The 18,835-nt window shown below is 62.8% G+C and carries 20 protein-coding genes; 11 read left to right on the forward strand and 9 right to left on the reverse strand.

Annotated elements, in window-relative coordinates:
- Window positions 1–215 precede the first annotated feature (215 nt).
- Both AC0QUY_RS16065 and AC0QUY_RS16070 read right to left on the reverse strand, forming a co-directional pair.
- On the reverse strand, window positions 216–1,493 hold the full coding sequence (locus AC0QUY_RS16065) for an ArgE/DapE family deacylase (RefSeq protein WP_475387545.1): 1,278 nt from the start codon (window positions 1,491–1,493) through the stop codon (window positions 216–218).
- Window positions 1,494–1,548: 55 nt separating this feature from the next.
- Window positions 1,549–2,286, reverse strand: coding sequence for a pyridoxamine 5'-phosphate oxidase family protein (locus AC0QUY_RS16070; RefSeq protein ID WP_475387546.1), 738 nt, complete (start codon window positions 2,284–2,286; stop codon window positions 1,549–1,551).
- Between the two features lie 62 nt (window positions 2,287–2,348).
- On the opposite strand from AC0QUY_RS16070, the gene pdxR reads away from it, so the two are divergent.
- The 3 genes from pdxR to AC0QUY_RS16085 all read left to right on the forward strand — a co-directional run bounded on the left by pdxR (window position 2,349) and on the right by AC0QUY_RS16085 (window position 4,336).
- Window positions 2,349–3,848 (forward strand): MocR-like pyridoxine biosynthesis transcription factor PdxR, encoded by a 1,500-nt coding sequence (gene pdxR / locus AC0QUY_RS16075; protein WP_475387547.1) that lies wholly within the window; start codon window positions 2,349–2,351, stop codon window positions 3,846–3,848.
- Between the two features lie 87 nt (window positions 3,849–3,935).
- The gene (locus AC0QUY_RS16080) at window positions 3,936–4,088 is read left to right on the forward strand and encodes a hypothetical protein (protein ID WP_202639069.1); all 153 of its coding nucleotides are present in this window, start codon (window positions 3,936–3,938) and stop codon (window positions 4,086–4,088) included.
- A gap of 20 nt (window positions 4,089–4,108) precedes the next feature.
- Entirely contained in the window at window positions 4,109–4,336 is a 228-nt protein-coding gene (locus AC0QUY_RS16085) for a DUF6719 family protein (protein WP_161856652.1), read from the forward strand.
- An 18-nt stretch (window positions 4,337–4,354) separates the two neighbouring features.
- Here AC0QUY_RS16085 and AC0QUY_RS16090 read toward each other — a convergent pair whose 3' ends face one another.
- From AC0QUY_RS16090 to AC0QUY_RS16105, 4 genes are all read right to left on the reverse strand, one after another.
- Entirely contained in the window at window positions 4,355–4,804 is a 450-nt protein-coding gene (locus AC0QUY_RS16090) for a nuclear transport factor 2 family protein (protein WP_161854282.1), read from the reverse strand.
- A gap of 40 nt (window positions 4,805–4,844) precedes the next feature.
- A complete protein-coding gene (locus AC0QUY_RS16095; protein WP_475387548.1) occupies window positions 4,845–6,071 on the reverse strand; it encodes a serine hydrolase domain-containing protein in 1,227 nt (408 codons plus the stop codon).
- A gap of 100 nt (window positions 6,072–6,171) precedes the next feature.
- On the reverse strand, window positions 6,172–6,570 hold the full coding sequence (locus AC0QUY_RS16100) for a hypothetical protein (protein WP_161854280.1): 399 nt from the start codon (window positions 6,568–6,570) through the stop codon (window positions 6,172–6,174).
- A 44-nt stretch (window positions 6,571–6,614) separates the two neighbouring features.
- The gene (locus tag AC0QUY_RS16105; RefSeq protein ID WP_202639068.1) at window positions 6,615–6,776 is read right to left on the reverse strand and encodes a hypothetical protein; all 162 of its coding nucleotides are present in this window, start codon (window positions 6,774–6,776) and stop codon (window positions 6,615–6,617) included.
- 382 nt (window positions 6,777–7,158) lie between these two features.
- On the opposite strand from AC0QUY_RS16105, the gene AC0QUY_RS16110 reads away from it, so the two are divergent.
- On the forward strand, window positions 7,159–7,449 hold the full coding sequence (locus AC0QUY_RS16110; protein WP_161854279.1) for a hypothetical protein: 291 nt from the start codon (window positions 7,159–7,161) through the stop codon (window positions 7,447–7,449).
- Window positions 7,450–7,489: 40 nt separating this feature from the next.
- Here AC0QUY_RS16110 and AC0QUY_RS16115 read toward each other — a convergent pair whose 3' ends face one another.
- Entirely contained in the window at window positions 7,490–8,038 is a 549-nt protein-coding gene (locus AC0QUY_RS16115; RefSeq protein WP_475387549.1) for a CreA family protein, read from the reverse strand.
- A gap of 356 nt (window positions 8,039–8,394) precedes the next feature.
- On the opposite strand from AC0QUY_RS16115, the gene AC0QUY_RS16120 reads away from it, so the two are divergent.
- The 7 genes from AC0QUY_RS16120 (at window position 8,395) to AC0QUY_RS16150 (ending at window position 15,659) form a co-directional block, all read left to right on the forward strand.
- Window positions 8,395–9,999, forward strand: a complete 1,605-nt coding sequence (locus tag AC0QUY_RS16120; RefSeq protein ID WP_475387550.1) for a L,D-transpeptidase — start codon at window positions 8,395–8,397, stop codon at window positions 9,997–9,999.
- A gap of 72 nt (window positions 10,000–10,071) precedes the next feature.
- Entirely contained in the window at window positions 10,072–10,644 is a 573-nt protein-coding gene (locus AC0QUY_RS16125) for a glutathione peroxidase (protein ID WP_475387551.1), read from the forward strand.
- A 157-nt stretch (window positions 10,645–10,801) separates the two neighbouring features.
- The gene (locus AC0QUY_RS16130) at window positions 10,802–11,758 is read left to right on the forward strand and encodes a polysaccharide deacetylase family protein (protein WP_161854275.1); all 957 of its coding nucleotides are present in this window, start codon (window positions 10,802–10,804) and stop codon (window positions 11,756–11,758) included.
- 62 nt (window positions 11,759–11,820) lie between these two features.
- Window positions 11,821–12,330 carry a dihydrofolate reductase family protein gene (locus AC0QUY_RS16135; RefSeq protein WP_475387674.1) on the forward strand — a complete coding sequence of 170 codons (510 nt, stop codon included), beginning with the start codon at window positions 11,821–11,823 and terminating at the stop codon, window positions 12,328–12,330.
- Window positions 12,331–12,476: 146 nt separating this feature from the next.
- The gene (locus tag AC0QUY_RS16140; RefSeq protein WP_246738197.1) at window positions 12,477–13,577 is read left to right on the forward strand and encodes a TRAP transporter substrate-binding protein; all 1,101 of its coding nucleotides are present in this window, start codon (window positions 12,477–12,479) and stop codon (window positions 13,575–13,577) included.
- Between the two features lie 73 nt (window positions 13,578–13,650).
- A complete protein-coding gene (locus AC0QUY_RS16145) occupies window positions 13,651–14,244 on the forward strand; it encodes a TRAP transporter small permease subunit (protein WP_475387552.1) in 594 nt (197 codons plus the stop codon).
- Window positions 14,241–15,659, forward strand: a complete 1,419-nt coding sequence (locus AC0QUY_RS16150) for a TRAP transporter large permease (RefSeq protein ID WP_161854272.1) — start codon at window positions 14,241–14,243, stop codon at window positions 15,657–15,659. The genes AC0QUY_RS16145 and AC0QUY_RS16150 overlap by 4 nt, the downstream gene beginning before the upstream one ends.
- Window positions 15,660–15,666: 7 nt before the next feature.
- Here the strand turns inward: AC0QUY_RS16150 and AC0QUY_RS16155 are convergent, their stop codons facing one another.
- The gene (locus AC0QUY_RS16155; protein ID WP_161854271.1) at window positions 15,667–16,119 is read right to left on the reverse strand and encodes a DoxX family protein; all 453 of its coding nucleotides are present in this window, start codon (window positions 16,117–16,119) and stop codon (window positions 15,667–15,669) included.
- 289 nt (window positions 16,120–16,408) lie between these two features.
- Window positions 16,409–18,718, reverse strand: coding sequence for an NADP-dependent malic enzyme (locus AC0QUY_RS16160; protein WP_161854270.1), 2,310 nt, complete (start codon window positions 18,716–18,718; stop codon window positions 16,409–16,411).
- Between the last annotated feature and the right edge of the window lie 117 nt (window positions 18,719–18,835).

Genomic DNA, 18,835 nt, shown 5'->3' on the forward strand with positions numbered 1-18,835 from the left:
ACCTATCCTCTTCCAACCCCATCAGGTGGCGGCCCTGCGCCGACCCCGTACAGAAGCAAGACCCCGGCGGGCGGACAACGCAAAGGGATTGACTAATCGAGGCCCGTTACAGAAGGGTGGGCAAAGGAGCGTCAGCGACGTGCCCACCATTCTAGCATCCGATGCAAGTCATGGTGGGCACGCTTCGCTTTGCCCACCCTACGGCAGCGCGGCTCCTACACCCTCTCCACCCCACACCATTCTGCAATGAACAGCGCAGTCGCTTTCGTCGACTTCCGCAGCGAATCCAGTTCGACATATTCGTTGAAGCCGTGCATCGCGGCACCCTTCGCGCCGAAGCAGAGGCTCGGGATGTTGTAGTTCAAGCCATAGAAGCGCGTGTCCGTCAGCGCGGTGAACGCGCGGTCCGGCACCGTGCCGCCATAGACCGCGCCAAACGCTTTTGCGAATGCGGCCTCCGGCTCGGCAGAATTTGTGAGCTCATAGCCCTCCGACAGGAAGCCCGACCATTCCACCTGCGGCGGGTTGTTGGAGAGGAATCTGTGATCGCGCGCGGCAGCCGAGACGCAGGCCAGAATCTCCTTCTGGCATTCGGCGATCGACCAGCCCGGCAGGACCGCGATGCGGCAATCGACGTCGCACCAGGCCGGCACGCTAGAGGCCCAATCGCCGCCCTTGATGATGCCGGGGTTGAAGTTGAGCGGATGGCTGACTGCCTTGAAATGCCGGTCCGCCTTGGCGCGCTCGTTCCAGTCGGCCTCGAGCTTCTGCAGCGCGTGGATCAAATGATAGGCCGCCATGATCGCATTGGCGCCCGCGCCGGCCTCGAAGACGTGCACCGGGAAGCCGCGCACCTTCAGCCGAAACCAGATCACGCCGACCTGCGAGCGGACCATGGTCTCGCCGGTCGGCTCCGGGATAAAACAGGCGTCCGCGCGATAACCGCGTTGCAAGGTCGAGAGCGCGCCGACGCCGGTACTCTCCTCCTCGATCACGGACTGAAAATGGATGCGCGCCGTAGGCTTCAGTCCCGCGGCCTTGATCGCATCCAGCGCATAGAGCGCGCCAATGGTGCCGGACTTCATGTCGCAGGCGCCGCGGCCGTACATCCTGCCATCCTTGATCGTGGGCGAGAACGGCGGCGTCTCCCACATGTCGAGGGGACCTGCCGGAACGACGTCGCAATGGCCCTGCAGGATCAGCGATCTGCCGGCATTATTGGAGGGACGGTAGGTACCGACCACTGTGCGTGCCTTGGAGAAATCATGTTCGATCGGGCCGAAGCCGCGCAGACCCTTCAAATCCTCGACATCGATATGCCAGTCATCGACCTCATAGCCGCGTTGGCGCAGGAGATCGCCGATCATGTCCTGACACGGCCCTTCAGCGCCGCGGGTCGAGGGGATCGCAACGAAATCCCGTGTCGTCGCCAGTTGCGCGTCAAAGCCGGCGTCAACGGCGTCGAGGATTCTTTGTTGCGTATCGGTCGTCATGCGGCAGCTCCAGTCGGGGAATTCTAAAGGTCGGGAGCGCCACCCTACCCCGATCTCAGCCGCCGGCGTAATGCGCAAAATGCGCATCCCGCAATGCATCTTCGAGCAGGCGGCCTTCCGAATAGCCGCGTAGCGACGCCGGGCGCTCGACGCCGTCGAGCAGCCGCGGACAGGGTTCCGGTCGCCCCAGCACTGTGCGCACCGGAATACGCTCGGCATAAATGGGCAACTCGTAGTCCTCATCGTCGTCGGCGACGCCCTTCGACCTGATCTTGGCGGACGCCTGCTCGATCTCCATCGCGATGACAGATGTCGCCTTGATCTCCTGCACCGTGCTTTGTCGCAAGCTCGCGGTGCGGTCAGGAAAAAAGCGGTCGACCATGGCCACCAGCGCGCGTTCCTTCTCGATCGGATCGGTGACAAGATAGGCAGTGCCGAACGCCATCACGGCGCGGTAGTCCGCCGAATGGTTGAAGCCGCAGCGGGCCAGCACCAGGCTGTCGAGATGTGCGACCGTAAGACAGACCCGCTCGCCCTCGGACTGGTTGCGCAGCATGCGGCTGGCGCTGCTGCCGTGCCAGTACAGTTTGCTGCCCTCGCGCCAGAAGAACGTCGGCGTGCAATAGGGCTGACCGTCGATCACATAGGAGACGTGGCACAGCATCGAGGCGTCGAGCAGGTGATGGACCGTGGCATGGTCGTAGAAGCCGCGATCGTGGCGCCGCTTCACCTGGTTTCGCGGCGATAACGGATACGCGTCGGCGGTCACGGCGTCGGTCACGGCAGTCCCCATCCAATTGAGTGCGGTCGTTGACAGTTGTACCGGCCAATTTGGTCTGCGATAGTGCCAATTCCATGCAAAAAATTCCGACCAATTTGCCGCCGCCGCGACGCAAGGCTGAACTCGCGCTCGATCTCTCGGGTGCGCACGTCACGCCGGGCGCCTCTTCCCAGCACCGGCTCTATCAGGCGCTGTGTCACGCCATCACGGGCGGGATCGCAAAACCCGGCGAGCCGCTGCCGCCGTCGCGCACCCTTGCAAAACAGACCGGTTTCCGCCGCAACGCCGTCACCTCGGCTTATGAGCGGCTGATCGCGGATGGCTTTGCCGTGGCCACCGTCGGCTCCGGCACCTTCGTCGCCGCGCGCATCCCTGCCCCAGCCAACGAGGCACGCAAGACCAAGATCGCGGTCGAGCTGCAGCAGCAGGGCCCGCTGGCGCTCGGCTGCACGCATATCGACGAGCGGGCGCTGCAGCGCTTCCGGGCGTTTGCCGGCCGGCGCATGCGCGCCTTCGGCACCGAGCACCTTCACTACGGCGACCCGCGAGGCAGCCATGAACTCCGCGCCGCGATTGCCGATCACCTGCTGTCGGCGCGCGGGCTGCGCTGCGATCCGGACCAGATCATGCTGACGTCGGGCACGCAGCACGCGTTGCGGATCGTGCTCAGCGCGATCCTCAAGCCTGGCGATCAGATCTGGTGCGAGGACCCCGGCTATCCCGCCGCAAGACGAGCGATCGGACATTGCGGCCTGCGTCCCGTCGCCGTGGCTGTCGATGTATCAGGCATGATCGTGGCCCGGGGCCGGGCTCTCGCTGCCGCGGCGGGCGCGGCCTACGTCACCCCGTCGCACCAGTTTCCGCTGGGCGTCCAGATGTCGATGCCGCGGCGGCTGGAGCTGCTCGACTGGGCCAGGGACGCCGGCGCCTTCGTAATCGAGGACGATTACGACAGCGAGTTTCGATACGACGGTGCACCACTGCTGTCGCTCGCCGGCATCGACCACCTCTCGCGCGTCATCTATATGGGCACGTTTGCCAAGACATTGTTTCCAGGATTGCGGATCGGTTACTGCGCCCTGCCCGAGCGGCTGGTCGGGCCGGTGACGACGGCCCGCGCTGCGCTCGACCGCTTTCCCGGCACGCTGCTCGAAGGCGCCGTGGCGGACATGCTCAATTCCGGCGCGTTCGCGGCCAACCTGCGCAAGGTGCGCGGGATCTATCGCGAAGCGCGCGACGTGCTGGCCTCGACCCTGTCGGCGGCATCGCAGGGAATGCTCTCGGTGCCGGTGCCCTCGCAGGGCCTGCATCTGGTCGCGCGGTTCGATCCATCGACCGATCCGCTGGTTGCCGCAAAGGCAAAGGCGGATGCCGGTGTCGCAGGCTGGCTGTTGGCGGAAACCTATTTTCGCGCGCGGCCGCTCCCCGGCTTTGTGCTGGGATTTGCCGGCCACAAGCTGCCGCAACTGGTCGCCTCGGCCGAACGGCTGGCGAAGTCATCGCTCGCCGTGTTGCAGGCAGCTCGGAAGGCCCGTGGAACCGATCGAGGCAAACAGCGGAAAGCCGCGAGCTGACCGCTCCGGCCGGCCGGCGCTCTATCAGAATCGCCGCCGCGTCACTAAGCTCAATGCCTCAAATCAATTTCACGGCGGAAATGGCGGATGCCAGGCAATCGCAACGTCCTCTATCTCATTATCGGCGTGTTGATCGTCGCGGTCGGCGCGCTCAGCTACAATCTCTATAAGGCCAAGCAAGAACCCGAGGGCCTGCAGATCAATGTCGGTCCCGACGGGCTGAAGATCAAGACCAAGTGAGGAAGACCGATTTGACGCCGATGAAAGCCGCCGCCCTCGTTCTGTCGTTGCTCGCCACGCCTGCGTTCGCTCAAGCGGTCTCGCGCGAGCAGGACATCGTCGACCTCAGGCTCGGCCAGCGTGTTCTGGTCGACGACGGATCGTGCCCGGCGGGACAGATCAAGGAAGTCCAGGGCTCGCAGATGACGACGTCTGGCGTGGTGCGCACGCGCAAGTGCATTCCGCGGCTGGGGACGAAGAAACGATAGCGGCGCGCTCGCGAGGCGCTAGAACATGCCGTTGGTGTTGGCGGCCTTCTCCGGCACTTCCTGGATAACATCCCAGTGCTCGACGATCTTGCCGTTCTCGAGCCTGAAAATGTCGACGATGGCGCGGCCGCGCGTGCCCTTTTCGCGTACGCTGTGGACGTGCAGGATCACGTAGTCACCGTCGGCAAAGACACGCTTGATCTCGCTGCGGGAGTCCGGAAACTTCTCCTTGAGGAAACCGAGGAAGGTCTTGAAACCTTCGATGCCATCAGGCGCCGTCGGATTGTGCTGGATATAGTGCGGCCCGAAATACTTCGCGGCGGCGTCAAAGTCCTTCCGGTTCAGCGCCGCATCGTAGAATTCGAGTACCGCCTTTTTGTTGGCTTCCTCACTGGCCGCGTCGGCGGCCGAAGCCGGAGACACAACGAACGGCAATATGCTGATGAGCCCGATGATGATGGATCGCATGGTCTTTCCCCTGTGCTATCTGTTCGATGTTGAGCCCAGCCTACCAGCTGCCATATTTGGCGACGACCCCGCGCCACAGCGCATCGCGCTCGCGCGCGAACGGCTCCTTGCCGACGCTGGCGTTCTTCGCCGCCGCGGTAATGACCATCACCAGCTTGAGCTCGGGATCGACGAAGATCGACTGGCCGTAGACGCCGAGCAGCGCGAACCGTCGCTTCTCGCCCGGAAACAGCCAGAACTGGTAGCCATAGCCGAAATAGGGCGTGGCCTTGCGCGGCGTGAACGCCTCGGGCTGGCGGTGCCAATCGGTGGCGTCGAGCAGATAATCCTTCGGCACGATCTGCCTGTCGCCCAGGGCGCCGTCGTTCGCCAGCAATAAGCCCAGGCGGCCATAGTCGCGCAGGACCGCATTGAAACTCCCCGAGCCGGTTTCGGTGCCGTCCTTGATCCTGACCCAGGTCGCATCGGCCTCTGCACCCATCGGCTGCCACAGGCGCGTCGTCAGATATTCGCTCACCGACGTGCCGGTCACCGCGCGGACCAACAGCGTGAGAGCAACGGTCTGGTTGGACGCATAGTGAAAGCGCGTCCCCTGCTCGACCTCGCGCGTCGTGAACGCGCGCAGCGCCGCGACCGAGTCCTGCGTCAGGCGGATCCTGTTGAATTTCGCCAGATCGTCCTTGCCGTCATAGATTTCCTGGAACGGCACGCCGGACGCCATCCGCAGCATGTTGCGGATCGTCGTCTCGCCATAGGGATTGCCGGCAAGCCCTGGCACGTATTTGGCGATGGTGTCGTCGAGCGAGGCAATCTTCTTTTCGGCCAGCGCCATCCCCACTGCAATGCTGACAATGGACTTCGCCATCGAATGCGAAACGAGACGGTGGTCCGCATTGCGATGGTACTGATAGCGTTCGGCCAGGAGTTCGCCGTCCTTGATCAGCAGAAAGCCGGTGACGCGCTGATGGTTGAGAAAGTCGTCAAGCGTGTAGGTCTGCTGTTCGAACCGATAGTCGATCTTCGGCTCGGTGGAAACTTTCCGTAGCGGCCGCGGAGAAGCCGCCTTCTTCAGCGTGTAGTGCGGCAGGATGCTGTCGAGGTGGCTGAACGATCCGACCCGGACATGCTCGTCATAAAACCAGTTGGCGCGCGAGCCGATCGGGTAGCCGGCCGCCTTTCCCAACAGGTCCTCATCGGGCGCAGCGGCGGCTGGCACGCCCAGCACGAGAAGCACCGCGCATGAGAGCAGGATTCGTCCCGGCTGCATTGACAGGCCCCGCACAGATCGTCGACCGACCGTTGCTTACAATGGGCGTTATCGGCGTGTCGAGACTGAGGGAATTGTAGGAGACTAAGTAACGCCGACGTTACTGGTTCGTCGCCGGCTCGAACATGCATTGCAGCGTCGGCTTGGCGATCTTGGTGAAGGTCGGGCCGATCAGGGCTTGCTTCGACGCCGGGACCCATGCGGTTTCGATCGTCGGCACCCCGGTCTCGCTGATGCCGCGCAGCAGCGCTTCGCGCAGGTCGGCATCTTCCACGGTCGCGGCGGCGTAATCATGCAGGCAGCCGCAGACGCTTTCGGGATGGGCCCAGCGTCCGACCATATGGGGCGCGCAGAGCCGCACGAACTCGCCGCGCGGGTCAGGCACCTTGAAGAGCGAACGGAATGAGGTCTGCGGCGGCTGAAACTGGACCTGAGCCTGCGCCGCACCGCTGAGAAGGAGGGACGTCAGAATTACGGTCAAACAGATACGTGCCAGCATGCAGGGCCTTTATCGGCGATCTCGTTGCAACGGATACGCCACGCTTACTTGGCGGCCAAGACCATCTGCTGATCGGCCGTGGTCGCAACCGGCGAGCCGCTATAGGCAAAGGTGCCGACGCCCGGCAGGGCCTGATCGGAGGAACCAGCCATCGAGGGACCCGCCAGAACGAAGGCAAAGGCGAGGATGAAGCTGAGGTTCCGCATCTGAACTGTCTCCGGTTGTCGGTGGCCGCTAGCCGCCGCCGTCTCGTTGCCAATCTGGATAGCCGCGGGCCGTTTCCGGACCTCTGCGCCGAAAACGAAAAATGGTTTCGTCACACAGGAGAATTGTTTCGTCGCCGCTGCCCGACGAAACAATGGCGGGAAAAGCCCAATGAATTCAGCCAGGCCGCCCTCGCTTCAGATGTTCCGGCTGAACACTGCAAGCCGGCCATTGGAACTTGACCCTCGTCCAGTGGACGAGGAACGTCTCGTTCGCAGGCTTACCGGATGAACCGAAGCTTCGGTCCGGCCGACTCAACCGGACACCGTGCAACTTTGCGCGGGCTCGTGCGTTTCGACCCCTCCTCAACAAAGGACAGCAGTCGTGGGCCATCGCAACATCGATGTTGGCAATGACACCCCGACCCGCAAACCCGGCCAGCCGGTTGTTGGAAATTTGTCCGGGAGTAACTCGCGGATCGATCCTTCCCTGAAGCACCAGGAAAAAGCCTCAGCGCATCCGTCAAGCGTTTGTGGTGCGATGTCGCAGCAAGGCAGCGAATTCCGCGGCAATGTTTCGGCGCCGCAGAAATTGGTGCATCTGGTCGGTTGCCGCGACCGCAAGGTCGTTCCCGGCCCGGAGGCCCGCCAATATTCCAATCCGCTCAAACGGTAAGCCCAAAACCCCCATCCCGGACGCGGGAGGCCATCGGGGCTTACTGGATGAATTCACCGCATTTCTGAACCGCGGCGTCGGTCGTCCCCCAGGGCATGATCGGCACCGAGGAGGTCGAGTTCTTGGGTGAACCTTCGATCAGCCTGTCCGAATAGACCATGTAGACCAACACGTTGCGCTTGGCGTCGCAGCCGCGAACGATCTGCATCTTCTTGAAGAACAGCGAGCGGCGCTGGCGAAACATGTCATCGCCCTGCTCCAGCTTGTGCTTGAACTTGACGGGGCCGATCTGGCGGCAGGCCAACGAGATGTCCGAGACCTCCTCGGCAAGCCCGAGCCAGCCCTTGAAACCGCCCTTTTCCGGCACCGTGAAGTGACAGGCCACCCCGTCGACCTCGGGATCGTCGACGGCGTAGGTTGCGAGCTTGTCGTTCGGGCTCAGCCATTTGAACACCGTCGACCGGCGAAAAATCAGATCGGGCTCATCAGCGGCAAAGGCCGGGCCGGCCTGCCACAACGCCAGCGCCACTACCACCAAGGCCAGAATCTTCCACTTCTTGTCACACGTAACGACGGCCTTGGATGTCATTGATATCTCCGATGAAGGGCTCATCGCCTATGTAGTGCCGGAATGTCACACAGGAAGGCCACGGGAAGATTGGTAGGCCCAAGTACAGGCCCAAGTACCGCCTTATGGATGGCGTCAGATCGAGCCGACGCGGTTTAACGGAATGTGAGGCTTTTTTGCTACGATTAGGGCGAAAAGCACTGAAATTAGAAGGCTTACGCTGGTGAACGCTTTTCGCCTCTGCGACAACAAATGAATTGGCAGGACAGTAGATTCGAGTAGCTGGATTTGAGGGTATGCGCGTGAACGGGCATCGATTTTTCAGTGCGAGTGGTGCGGGCAAGATTTCCAAACAGCGATTTTGGCAGATAGCGATTTTGACCGCGGCCGGTGCCGTCGCCGCCGCTTCCAATGCAGATGCCGCAGCCCTCTTCTACTGGCAGGATTCCGATCCGAGCTATTACCGGCCCATGCCGCCGGCGCAGCCGCGCAAGCCAAAGGCACGCCGGCCTTCGGCCAAGGTCGAGGCGGCCGTCAAGGAATCCAAAGCCAAGCCGCAGGGTCCGCTGATCATCGCGATCTCGATCGAGCAGCAGAAGCTCCGCGTCTACGACGCCAACGGGTTGTTCGCCGAAAGCCCGGTTTCGACGGGCATGAAAGGTCACTCGACCCCGATGGGCGTGTTCAGCGTCATCCAGAAGCACAAGATGCACCGCTCCAACATCTACAGCGGCGCACCGATGCCTTACATGCAACGCATCACCTGGTCGGGTGTTGCGCTGCATGCCGGCGTGCTGCCGGGCTATCCGGCGTCGCACGGCTGCATCCGCATGCCGACGGCCTTTGCCGTGAAGATGTGGAATTGGACGAGGATGGGCGCGCGCGTCATCATCACGCCCGGCCAGATCACGCCGGCCAGTATCTCGCACCCCTTGCTGGTGGCGCAGAAGGTCGTGCCGCAGCCCCTGATCGCCGACGACCCCAAGCTCGATGCGCCCGCGATAAAGAGCGACAAGGGCGCGGACGCCGGCCGCGCGACCAAGCCGGAGAATGCCGGCCTGGCGAACTCGGAGCCAAGTCTCGATCTCAGATCCACCGTTGGCCACACCGCCCCGTTGCGCGAACAAACCCATACAGCCGATGCCAGCCGCGCGCTGGCGGCGAAGAACGCGGTCATGTCCGATGCAGCACCGTCTGCAGCCAAGGCGCAGCCGGCCGGCGATACGGCGAACACGGAGGCCTGGGACAAGTCCGGCGAGGCGAAAGTCGAAGCGAAGTCGGAAACGAAGTCCGATGAGGTGAACAGCGAGGCCCCGACGGCCGCGATCGTCAATGCGGAGCCTGCCAAGGTCGAAGCGGCGGAATCCAACGCGACTGAATCGAAGGTGACCGAAAAGCCGACAGAGCCCGTCAAGGCGGTCACCGATGCACAGGCCATTGCACCTGACGCGAAGAAAGATACGACGCGTCTGCCCGGTGGTGCGGAAAAGGCTGCCAAGGTCGAAGCGCCCCGGCGTGCCGGTCAGATCGCCGTGTTCGTCAGCCGCAAGGACGCCAAGCTCTACGTCCGCGAGAACTTCAAGCCGCAGTTCGACGTTCCCGTAACGATCGCGCCGGGCGACCGGCCGCTGGGCACACATGTCTTCACTGCGGAAGCCGACAAGAACGATCCCAACCTGCTGCGCTGGTCGGTGGTGTCGCTGCCGGCGGCCCGCAACGCAGCTCCCGTCAGCGAGGACGAACGTCCTGTTCGGCGCAGGCCGGCCGGCGGTTCAGCCACCGAGGCGAAGCCGCTGCCGGCTCAGAACAGCCCGGCCGAGGCGCTGGACCGCATCACGATCCCGCAGGACGCGCTCGTGCGGATAGCAGAGGTCCTGACCACCGGCGGCTCGATCATTGTGTCCGATCACAGCATCAACCAGGGCGGCGAGACCGGCGAAGGCACCGATTTCATCGTTCCTCTGCGCGCGGTCCGGCCATAACGGCTTGTTGAGCGGCGACCGTCCGGACGTTGCGCTATGCTTTGCGCTGTTGAACCACAGCCGAGGCGTTTCATGATCGACCGCAGGAGCGTGATATCAGCGGCGCTGGCCGCGATCGCAGCCGCCGCCTCGAACAGGCAATCCCTGGCGCAGGCCGGCATGAGCCGGATCACGGCCTACGCGTTTTCGTTTCCGGGACTTTCCGGCGGCGATATCAGGCTTTCGGAATTTGCCGGCCGGCCGATCCTGATCGTCAACACCGCTTCGCTCTGCGGTTACACGCCGCAATATGGTAGCTTGCAGGAATTGTGGACCGAATTCGGCGGCCGCGGCCTGATGATCGTCGGCATTCCGTCCAACGATTTCGGCGGCCAGGAGCCGGGCGGCGCGACCGAAATCACCGCGACCACGCAAAATCACCACGTCTCCTTCCCGATCGCCGCGAAGGCCGTCGTCAAGGGACCTAACGCGCATCCGTTCTACAAATGGGCGGCAGAGGCGCGGCCGAAGGATGTTCCACGCTGGAACTTCCATAAATACCTGATCGGCCGCGACGGCTACATCGCCGAGGTCTTCCCGGAATCCGTCGACCCCGTGGATACACGGGTAAAAACCGCCATCGCTCGGGCACTGGCCGCTTCCTGAATTAACCGGCTCGGGGACAAATTCGCTGCGCGTGATCGCAACGGTTGCGTTGGCGCGAGCACTCCAACTAGGCTACTATCCGCTTCGGGGAATGGAGGCAGACCGGACGGCCGAAGCGCCGCGACCGGGTGCGGGATTCAAATTTAAGGAAAACAAGATGCGTGTTGCGGCAGGGATGATCTTTGCAGGCGCGGTTTCGCTGTTGGCATCAAGCGCGGCGTGGTCGCAGGCGATACCCACCAAGGGCGCGACGGCGGCTCCCCAGGCCACTCCCGCGGCGGCGCCAGCCCCCGCCCCGCCGCCAGCACCGGTCTCGACCCGTCCGCCCTGCAACAATCCGAACGCGCTCGGCATCGGCCGTACCGTCGAGATCGACACCACGGGCGGTCCAGGCTTTGGCTTCGAGCATTTCAAGGAGCTCGACTTCCTGCGCGACAAGGAGGTGGTGCTGACCTTCGATGACGGCCCGTGGCCGGTGAATACGCCTGCGGTGCTGAAGACGCTCGCGGAAGAATGCACCACCGGCATCTTCTTCCCGATCGGCAAGCACGCCACCTATTATCCTGAGATCCTCAAGCAGGTGATGGCGGGCGGCCATTCGATCGGGTCGCACACCTGGTCGCATGCCGCGCTCGTCAACAAGAAGCTGACGGATCAGCAGCGCAAGGAGGAAATCGAAAAGGGCTTCAGCGCCGTGAAATGGGCGCTCGGCGGCAAGGCGCCGGCGCCGTTCTTCCGCTTCCCCGCGCTGCAGCACCCGCCGGAAATGGTCACCTATCTCGGCGAGCGCAACATCGGGATCTTCTCCTGCGACCTCGATTCCTTCGACTTCAAGGCGAGCAAGGCGCAGACGATCATCGACAACGTGATGCGCAAGGTCGAGAAAAACGGCAAGGGCATTATCCTGATGCACGACTTCCAGAAACACACCGCCGAAGCCCTGCCCGAACTTCTGAAGAAGCTGAAGGCCGGCGGCTACAAGGTGGTCGCGATGCGGGCCAAGACGCCGGTGCAGACCATCGCGCAATATGACGAAGAGATCGTCAAGGACCTGAAGCTGCCGACCGTGAGCTCGCGCCCGGTTTCCAGCGTCGTGCAGACGGTCTCGGAATAAAGCGACGCGACGCACAGGTGGCGCTGCGCATCGAAGGCTATGTCATCGTTTCCGCCGACGGCATGCTGGCGGATGCGCGCAACGTCATGCCTGACGAATTGAAGTTCGAGGGCGACAAGGCGTTTTTCACCGCCGCCCTCGACCGCGCCGACCTGATCCTGCACGGGCGCAATTCCTACGAAGACCAGCCAAATTCGCCGGGGCGCAAACGGGTCATCCTGACGCGGACGGTAGCTGCGATCGCGCCCGATCCGTCCAATCCGAAAGCGACGCTGTGGAATCCCGCGGGCGCGTCCTTCGAAGCCGCCTGCCAGCATGCTGGCGTGGATACCGGCACCGTCGCCGTGATCGGCGGCCCCGGCGTGTTCGGCATGTTCATGGACCGCTACGACGAGTTCTGGCTGTCGACCGCGCCGCATGTCCGCCTGCCCGGTGGCGAGCCGTGCTTCCCAGGCGTGCCAGCCCGTTCGCCGCAGGACATCCTGGCCGCGCATGGCTTACGTGCCGGCGAGCCCCAGATGCTCGACGCCGCCCATGACGTGACCGTTACGCCGTGGCGGCGCGGCGCCTAGGCGTCATTCTTTCGTACAATCAGCCTCGCCGAAGCCAGCCTCGGCCAGAGATCGCTTGACAGTACGCGAGCGCGGTTCCACCCTGAAAAGAAAAAAACACTTATCATCATCGGGAGGACCACAACATGTTGAGGTACGCTTCAACTATGCTTGCAACGGTGACTCTTGGATTGGTCACCGTTTTGGCTGAGCCGGCTCATGCTCAAACTACTGAAAAGCCGCTAGTACTGAAGGGTCAGTCGACCCACCCCGCATCCTCGAACTTCCATCTCATCTTCAAATTGTGGGCGGAGACCGTCGAAAAGATGACGGCCGGACGTCTCAAGATCGAGACGCTTCCGGCGGGCGCGATCGTACCTCCGTTCGAGGTGTTCGACGCCACCTCCAAGAACGTGCTCGATGTCGGCATGGGGCCGTTCGGCTACATTCTCGGTCGCAACACCGCGACGATACCGATGTCGCACGGTCCGCTGTACGGCATGGACGGCTCGGACTACTGGGCCTGGTACTATGACGGCGGCGGCATGAAGCTGCTCGATGAGTTCTACAAGGACGTCCTCAAGCTGAATGTTGTCGGTTTCCCGATCCCGACCGATTACCCGCAGGGAATGGGCTGGTTCAAGAAAGAGATCAACAGCCTGGCCGACCTCAAGGGCTTGAAGTACCGCATCTACGGCATTGGTGCGGAAACCTACGGCCGGCTCGGCGTCTCGGTTGTCACCATTCCCGGCGGCGAGATCGTGCCCGCAATGGAGCGCGGCGTGATCGAAGGCGCCGAATGGATCAACTGCGAAGAGGACAAGAAGCTCGGTCTGCACCAGGTCGCCAAGCACTACTACACGCCGGGCATGCATGAGCCCGTCACCGGCGGCCAGTTGATGATTAACGGCGATGTCTGGAAGAAGCTCACGCCCGACTTGCAGGAAATCATCAAGGTGGCGAGTGTCTATGCAACGACGCAGCGCAACTTCGCCTTCAACCGCGAAACGGCGCACGCTTGCCAGGAACTGCTCAAGGCAGGCGTCCAGATGCATCGCACGCCCGACGAAGTCCTGAAGAACTTCCTCGACGAGTGGGAGAAGATTCAGGCCGAGCACGCGGCAAAGAATCCCTTCTACCGGAAGGTGATCGACAGCCAGAAGGCCTATGCGGAGCAGATCGTGCCGTTCAAGCTCTCCTGGTTCCCGCCGTACAGTTTCGCCGGCGAGTACTACTGGAAGAACAAGATCTACCTGACCAAGAAGTGATCTCTCTTCGCAGCTAGCGAAGCTGCTGGCGTCCGAACCGCCGGACGCCAGCACTGTCTGAAGAGGAGCGATCATGTCCGCGGACACCAGCAGTGCTTCGGTCGCCAGCAATCCGGGCGGCGAATTCCCGCGCGCTTTTTACTCGATCATTCGGGCGATCGATGGCTTTACGGATGTGACCGGCAAACTCATTGCCATGTCGATGTTGTTTCTGGTGGTGACGATCTCCTACGAGGTCGTCATGCGCTATGGGTTCGGCGCGCCAACCGTTTGGGTCTACGAATCCAGCTTCATGGTCAACGGCGCGGCCTTCATGCTCGGATCTGGATACGCGCTGTTGAAGGGCGCGCATGTTCGCACCGACATCTATTGGGAGAATTACTCGGAGCGGAAGAAGGGTATCGTCGACCTCATCTCCTATCTGTTGTTTTTCTATCCGGCCATGATCACGTTCATGCTGATCAGCTATGACGATGCCTTGCACTCCTATGACACCGGTGAACGGTCGCAGGAAAGCGTTTGGCGCGCGATCATGTGGCCCTTCCGGGCCACGGTCCCGCTGGCAGCCCTCCTTCTCATGATCCAGGGCGTGTCCGAGGTACTTAAGTGCTGGTACCAGGTCCAATTCGGACGCGAGTTCGAGCACAAGGAAAAGATCGAGATATGACCGGAGTCGAACTGCTCGGAGTTGTCATGCTCCTCGTGATGCTGGGGGCGATCTTCATCGGCCTGCCGATCAGCTTCACGCTGCTGTTCCTGGCGCTGTCGTTCGGCTATGTCGGCATGGGCGAGCGCGTGTTCAATCTCGCCTACCTGCAAACCATCGGCCTCATGAAGCAGGACGAACTTGTCGCGGTGCCGATGTTCATCCTGATGGGATTTGTCTGCGACCAGGCCGGACTGATGGAACGGCTGTTCAAAGCGTTCCGCGACCTGTTTGCGCCGCTCAATGGCGCGCTCTATGTGGTTGTCATCCTCACGGCGACGCTGTTCGGGATCGCTGCGGGGACCGTCGGCGCAACGGTCGCGCTGCTCGGCATCATGGCGGGGCCGATGATGATCCGCGCGGGCTACGATGTGCGGATGTCGGCCGGCGCCATTGCGGCCGGCGGCACGCTGGGTATCTTGATCCCGCCGTCGGTGATGCTGGTTGTGATGGCGCCCGTGCTCGATATCTCGATCATCGATCTCTATGCGGCCGCGTTCGGTCCGGGCTTCCTGCTGTCCGCGATGTTCATCGCCTATACCTTGATCCGTTGTTACTTCAATCCGAAGCTCGGCCCGCCGGTACCTGTCGAGGACCGGCCGGATTCGGTGCGGATCGTGCTGTGGGAGTGCTTGGTCGGCCTCGTGCCGGTGACCGTCCTGACGATTCTGACCCTCGGCGCCATCCTCGCCGGTATCACGACCGCCGCGGAAGCAGCGGCGGTCGGCGCACTGGGGGCGATCCTCCTCGTCATTGCCTACGGCCGGTTCACATGGCGCGGGCTGCTGGATGCCTGCTATGCCACACTGGCAACGACCAGCATGGTGCTGTTGCTAGCCGTCGCCTCCAACGTATTCGGCGCCGTCTTCTCATGGCTCGGTACCGCGACCTGGATGACCAAGGCCTTGCTGGCCTCACCGTTGCCTGCCTGGGGCACGATGTCCCTGCTCCTGACCCTGATATTCCTGCTCGGCTGGCCGTTCGAATGGCCCGCCATCGTTTTCATTTTCCTGCCGATGCTGGCACCGGTGGCGAAGGGCCTCGGCTACGACATGGTCTGGTTCGGCTGCATCGTCGCGGTCGTGCTGCAGACCGCCTTCCTGTCACCGCCGGTCGCGATGTCGGCCTATTATCTCAAGCAGGTCGTCAAGGAATGGAATCTGCGGCTGATCTACCGCGGCATGGCCGACTTCATGGTGCTGCAAGTCGCTTGCGTGGCGCTGGTGCTGATCTTCCCGGCGATCGCGATGTGGTTCCCGAACTGGCTGCAGGCGCGCCGGATCGCGGCACGCACCGCGCAGATCGAATACGTCGCGCCGCCGCAAAATGCGGCCGCGACGCTAGACGGTTCACGGGTGGCGATCCGGAATTTTTGACCTCGGCTCAGATGTCCCCGTAGGCCGGCTCATTCGGCCGCGGACCCTTGCCGTAGCCCGCGATCATGAACAGAGCGCCGATGATCGACAGGTTTTTCAGGGCTTCGATCAGCGTCTTGGCATTCTCGGGCGCCGGCTGATTCCAGAAATCATGGAAGTAGAACGTCGTGGCGATCACGAAGAAGATCAGCAGGATCGCGAAGAAGCGTGCGCCGAAATTGACTGCGATCATCAGCCCGGCGAGGATCTCGAAACCGCCGACGCCCATCGCCAGCAATTGCGGCATCGGCACGCCGGTCATGGTTTCGAGCTGCGAGGTATAGGGCACAAGCACCGTCGGAATGGCCACCTTGGATGCGATGAAGTCCGCCGTCGCTTGAATCGCGAAAAGCTTGGTCGCTCCCGTGTACATGAAGAGCACGGCGAACAGGACTCGCCCGAAGGTAACTAACGCTGGCATGGGATCGGCCTCACTGAATAGCTTGCAAAAGATAGCAGGCGGCGCGAAACGATTATGGGCGTTTCGTGTCCGCTTTTCAAACGCTCAAATCGAAACCGTCCACGCAGGGACCTGCGCGCGGCTCCACCAGACCTACCGATAGAAGCAGAACCAAGGCGCTTTCTTGATGATAGCGTTTCGCGCAACGCATGCCTCCCCGGACTTGAGCCGGGGCGGCGGGATTTCGCTCGAAGAAAGCGCGTCAGAACAAAAGGCTAAATCCCAATTTTGATTCAATCTGAATTGGGATCTACCCGAACAGGGTCGGCTGCTGACGGCCGGCGCGCTCCTGGGCTTCGACGGCGGCCACGGCCGTCATGTTGAGCACGCCGCGCGCCGTCACGCCGGGGGTGAGGATATGCGCCGGGCGCGCCGGACCGATCAGGATCGGGCCCACCGGCAGCGCGTCCGCCAGCGTCTTGATCATCTGGTAGGCGACGTTGGCGGTATCGAGGCTCGGCATGATCAGGATATTGGCGTCGCCTTCCAGCTTCGAATGCGGCAGCACGAGTTTTCGCGCGGCGGCCGAGAGCGCGGTGTCGCCCTGCATCTCGCCGTCGGCCTCGATCTCCGGATGCTTTTCCTTCAGAAGCGCGGTGGCGCGGCGCATCTTGCGCGAGGAGTCGCTATCATAACTTCCGAAGTCGGAATGTGACACGAACGCGATGCGCGGCTTCATGTTGAATCGCTGCACGTGGATCGAAGCCAGCGAGGCGACCTCGGCGAGTTCTTCGGCGCTCGGATTGGGCCGCACCTGCGTATCGGCGATGAAATAGGAACCCTTGCTGGTGATCATCATCGCCAGCGCCGCGAAATCGCTGACGCCGGGAAGGAAGCCGATGATCTCGCGGACATGGCGCAGATGGCTCATATAGCGGCCTTCGACGCCGCATATCATGGCGTCGGCCTCGCCGCGCATCACTGCAAGGGCGGCGATCACGGTGTTGTTGGTGCGAACCACGGTACGCGCCGCCTCGGGCGTTACGCCGCGCCGCCCGGCGACGTCGATATAGGTCTGTACATAGGAGCGGTAGCGCGGATCGTCCTCGGGATTGACGAGGTCGAAGTCCTTGCCGGCCTTGATCGAAAGGCCGAACCGCTTGATCCGCGCTTCGACCACGGAAGGTCGCCCGACCAGGATCGGCCGCGCCAGTTTCTCTTCCAGCACCACTTGCGTCGCGCGCAGCACGCGCTGGTCCTCGCCCTCGGCATAGATCACGCGAACCGGCTGGGTCTTGGCCTTGGCGAATACCGGCTTCATGGTCAGGCCGGAGCGGAACGCGAAACGCTCCAGCAGCGCGGTATATTCCTCGAAATTCTTGATCGGGCGCGTCGCGACGCCGGATTCCATCGCAGCCCTCGCCACCGCCGGCGCGATGCGCAGGATTAGCCGCGGATCGAACGGGCTCGGGATCAGCGAGCCCGGGCCAAACCCTTGCGTCTCGCCGCTGTCGAAACCCTGGGCCACCGCATCCGACGGCGGATCGCGTGCGAGCTGCGCGATCGCTTCGACGGCCGCATGTTTCATTGCCTCGTTGATCCCGGTGGCGCCGACATCGAGCGCTCCGCGGAATATGAACGGGAAACACAGGACATTGTTGACCTGGTTCGGAAAGTCGGAGCGTCCGGTGCAGATCATCGCGTCGGGGCGCGCTTTCCGAGCCTCGTCCGGCATGATTTCCGGGACCGGGTTGGCCAGCGCCATCACCAGCGGATTGTCGGCCATCGACTGGACCATCTCGGGCTTCAGCACGTTCGGCGCTGAAAGCCCCAGGAAAATATCGGCACCGCCGATCACGTCCGCCAGCACGCGCGCGCTCGTCTTCTGCGCGTAGACCGCCTTCCAGCGATCCATCAGCGTGTTGCGTCCCTCGTGCACGACGCCGTCGATGTCGCAGACCCAGATGTTCTTGCGCTGCGCGCCCATCGATACCAAGAGATTGAGGCACGCGATCGCCGCAGCCCCGGCGCCGGAGCAGACGATCTTCACATCCGATAGCTTCTTGCCGTTCAGCAGCAGGCCGTTGACGATGGCGGCTCCCACGATGATCGCCGTGCCATGCTGGTCGTCATGGAACACAGGGATCTTCATGCGCTCCTTGAGCTGCGCCTCGATCTCGAAGCATTCCGGTCCCTTGATGTCCTCGAGGTTGATTCCGCCGAAGGTCGGCTCCAGCGCGGCCACCGTCTCGACCACGCGCTCGATGGTGTCGGCGGCGATTTCGATGTCGAAGACGTCGATCCCAGCGAATTTCTTGAACAGGACCGCCTTGCCCTCCATGACGGGCTTCGAGGCGAGCGGGCCGATGTTGCCAAGCCCCAACACCGCGGTACCGTTGGAAACCACGGCCACCAGATTCGCACGGGAGGTCAGGGCCGCCGCTTCCGCCGGATTGTTGGCAATTTCAGTGCAAGCGGCCGCAACCCCCGGCGAATAGGCCAGCGCGAGGTCGCGCTGGTTGGCGAGCGGCTTGGTCGCCTGGATCTCGAGTTTGCCGGGGCGCGGCAGCCGGTGATACGCAAGCGCCGCGGAATGGAGCTCTTCAGAATAGGACGACATACACTCCCCCACGGGCTTCAACGACCCCGAATTACGTGCCGAGGCCGGTCTTCATGTGAACCGTTAGCTTTGCGGCAGATTGAGCCGGATGTGAAGCACGGGCAACCGCTTGGATGC

It is taken from the genome of Bradyrhizobium sp. WYCCWR15520 (assembly GCF_056174665.1).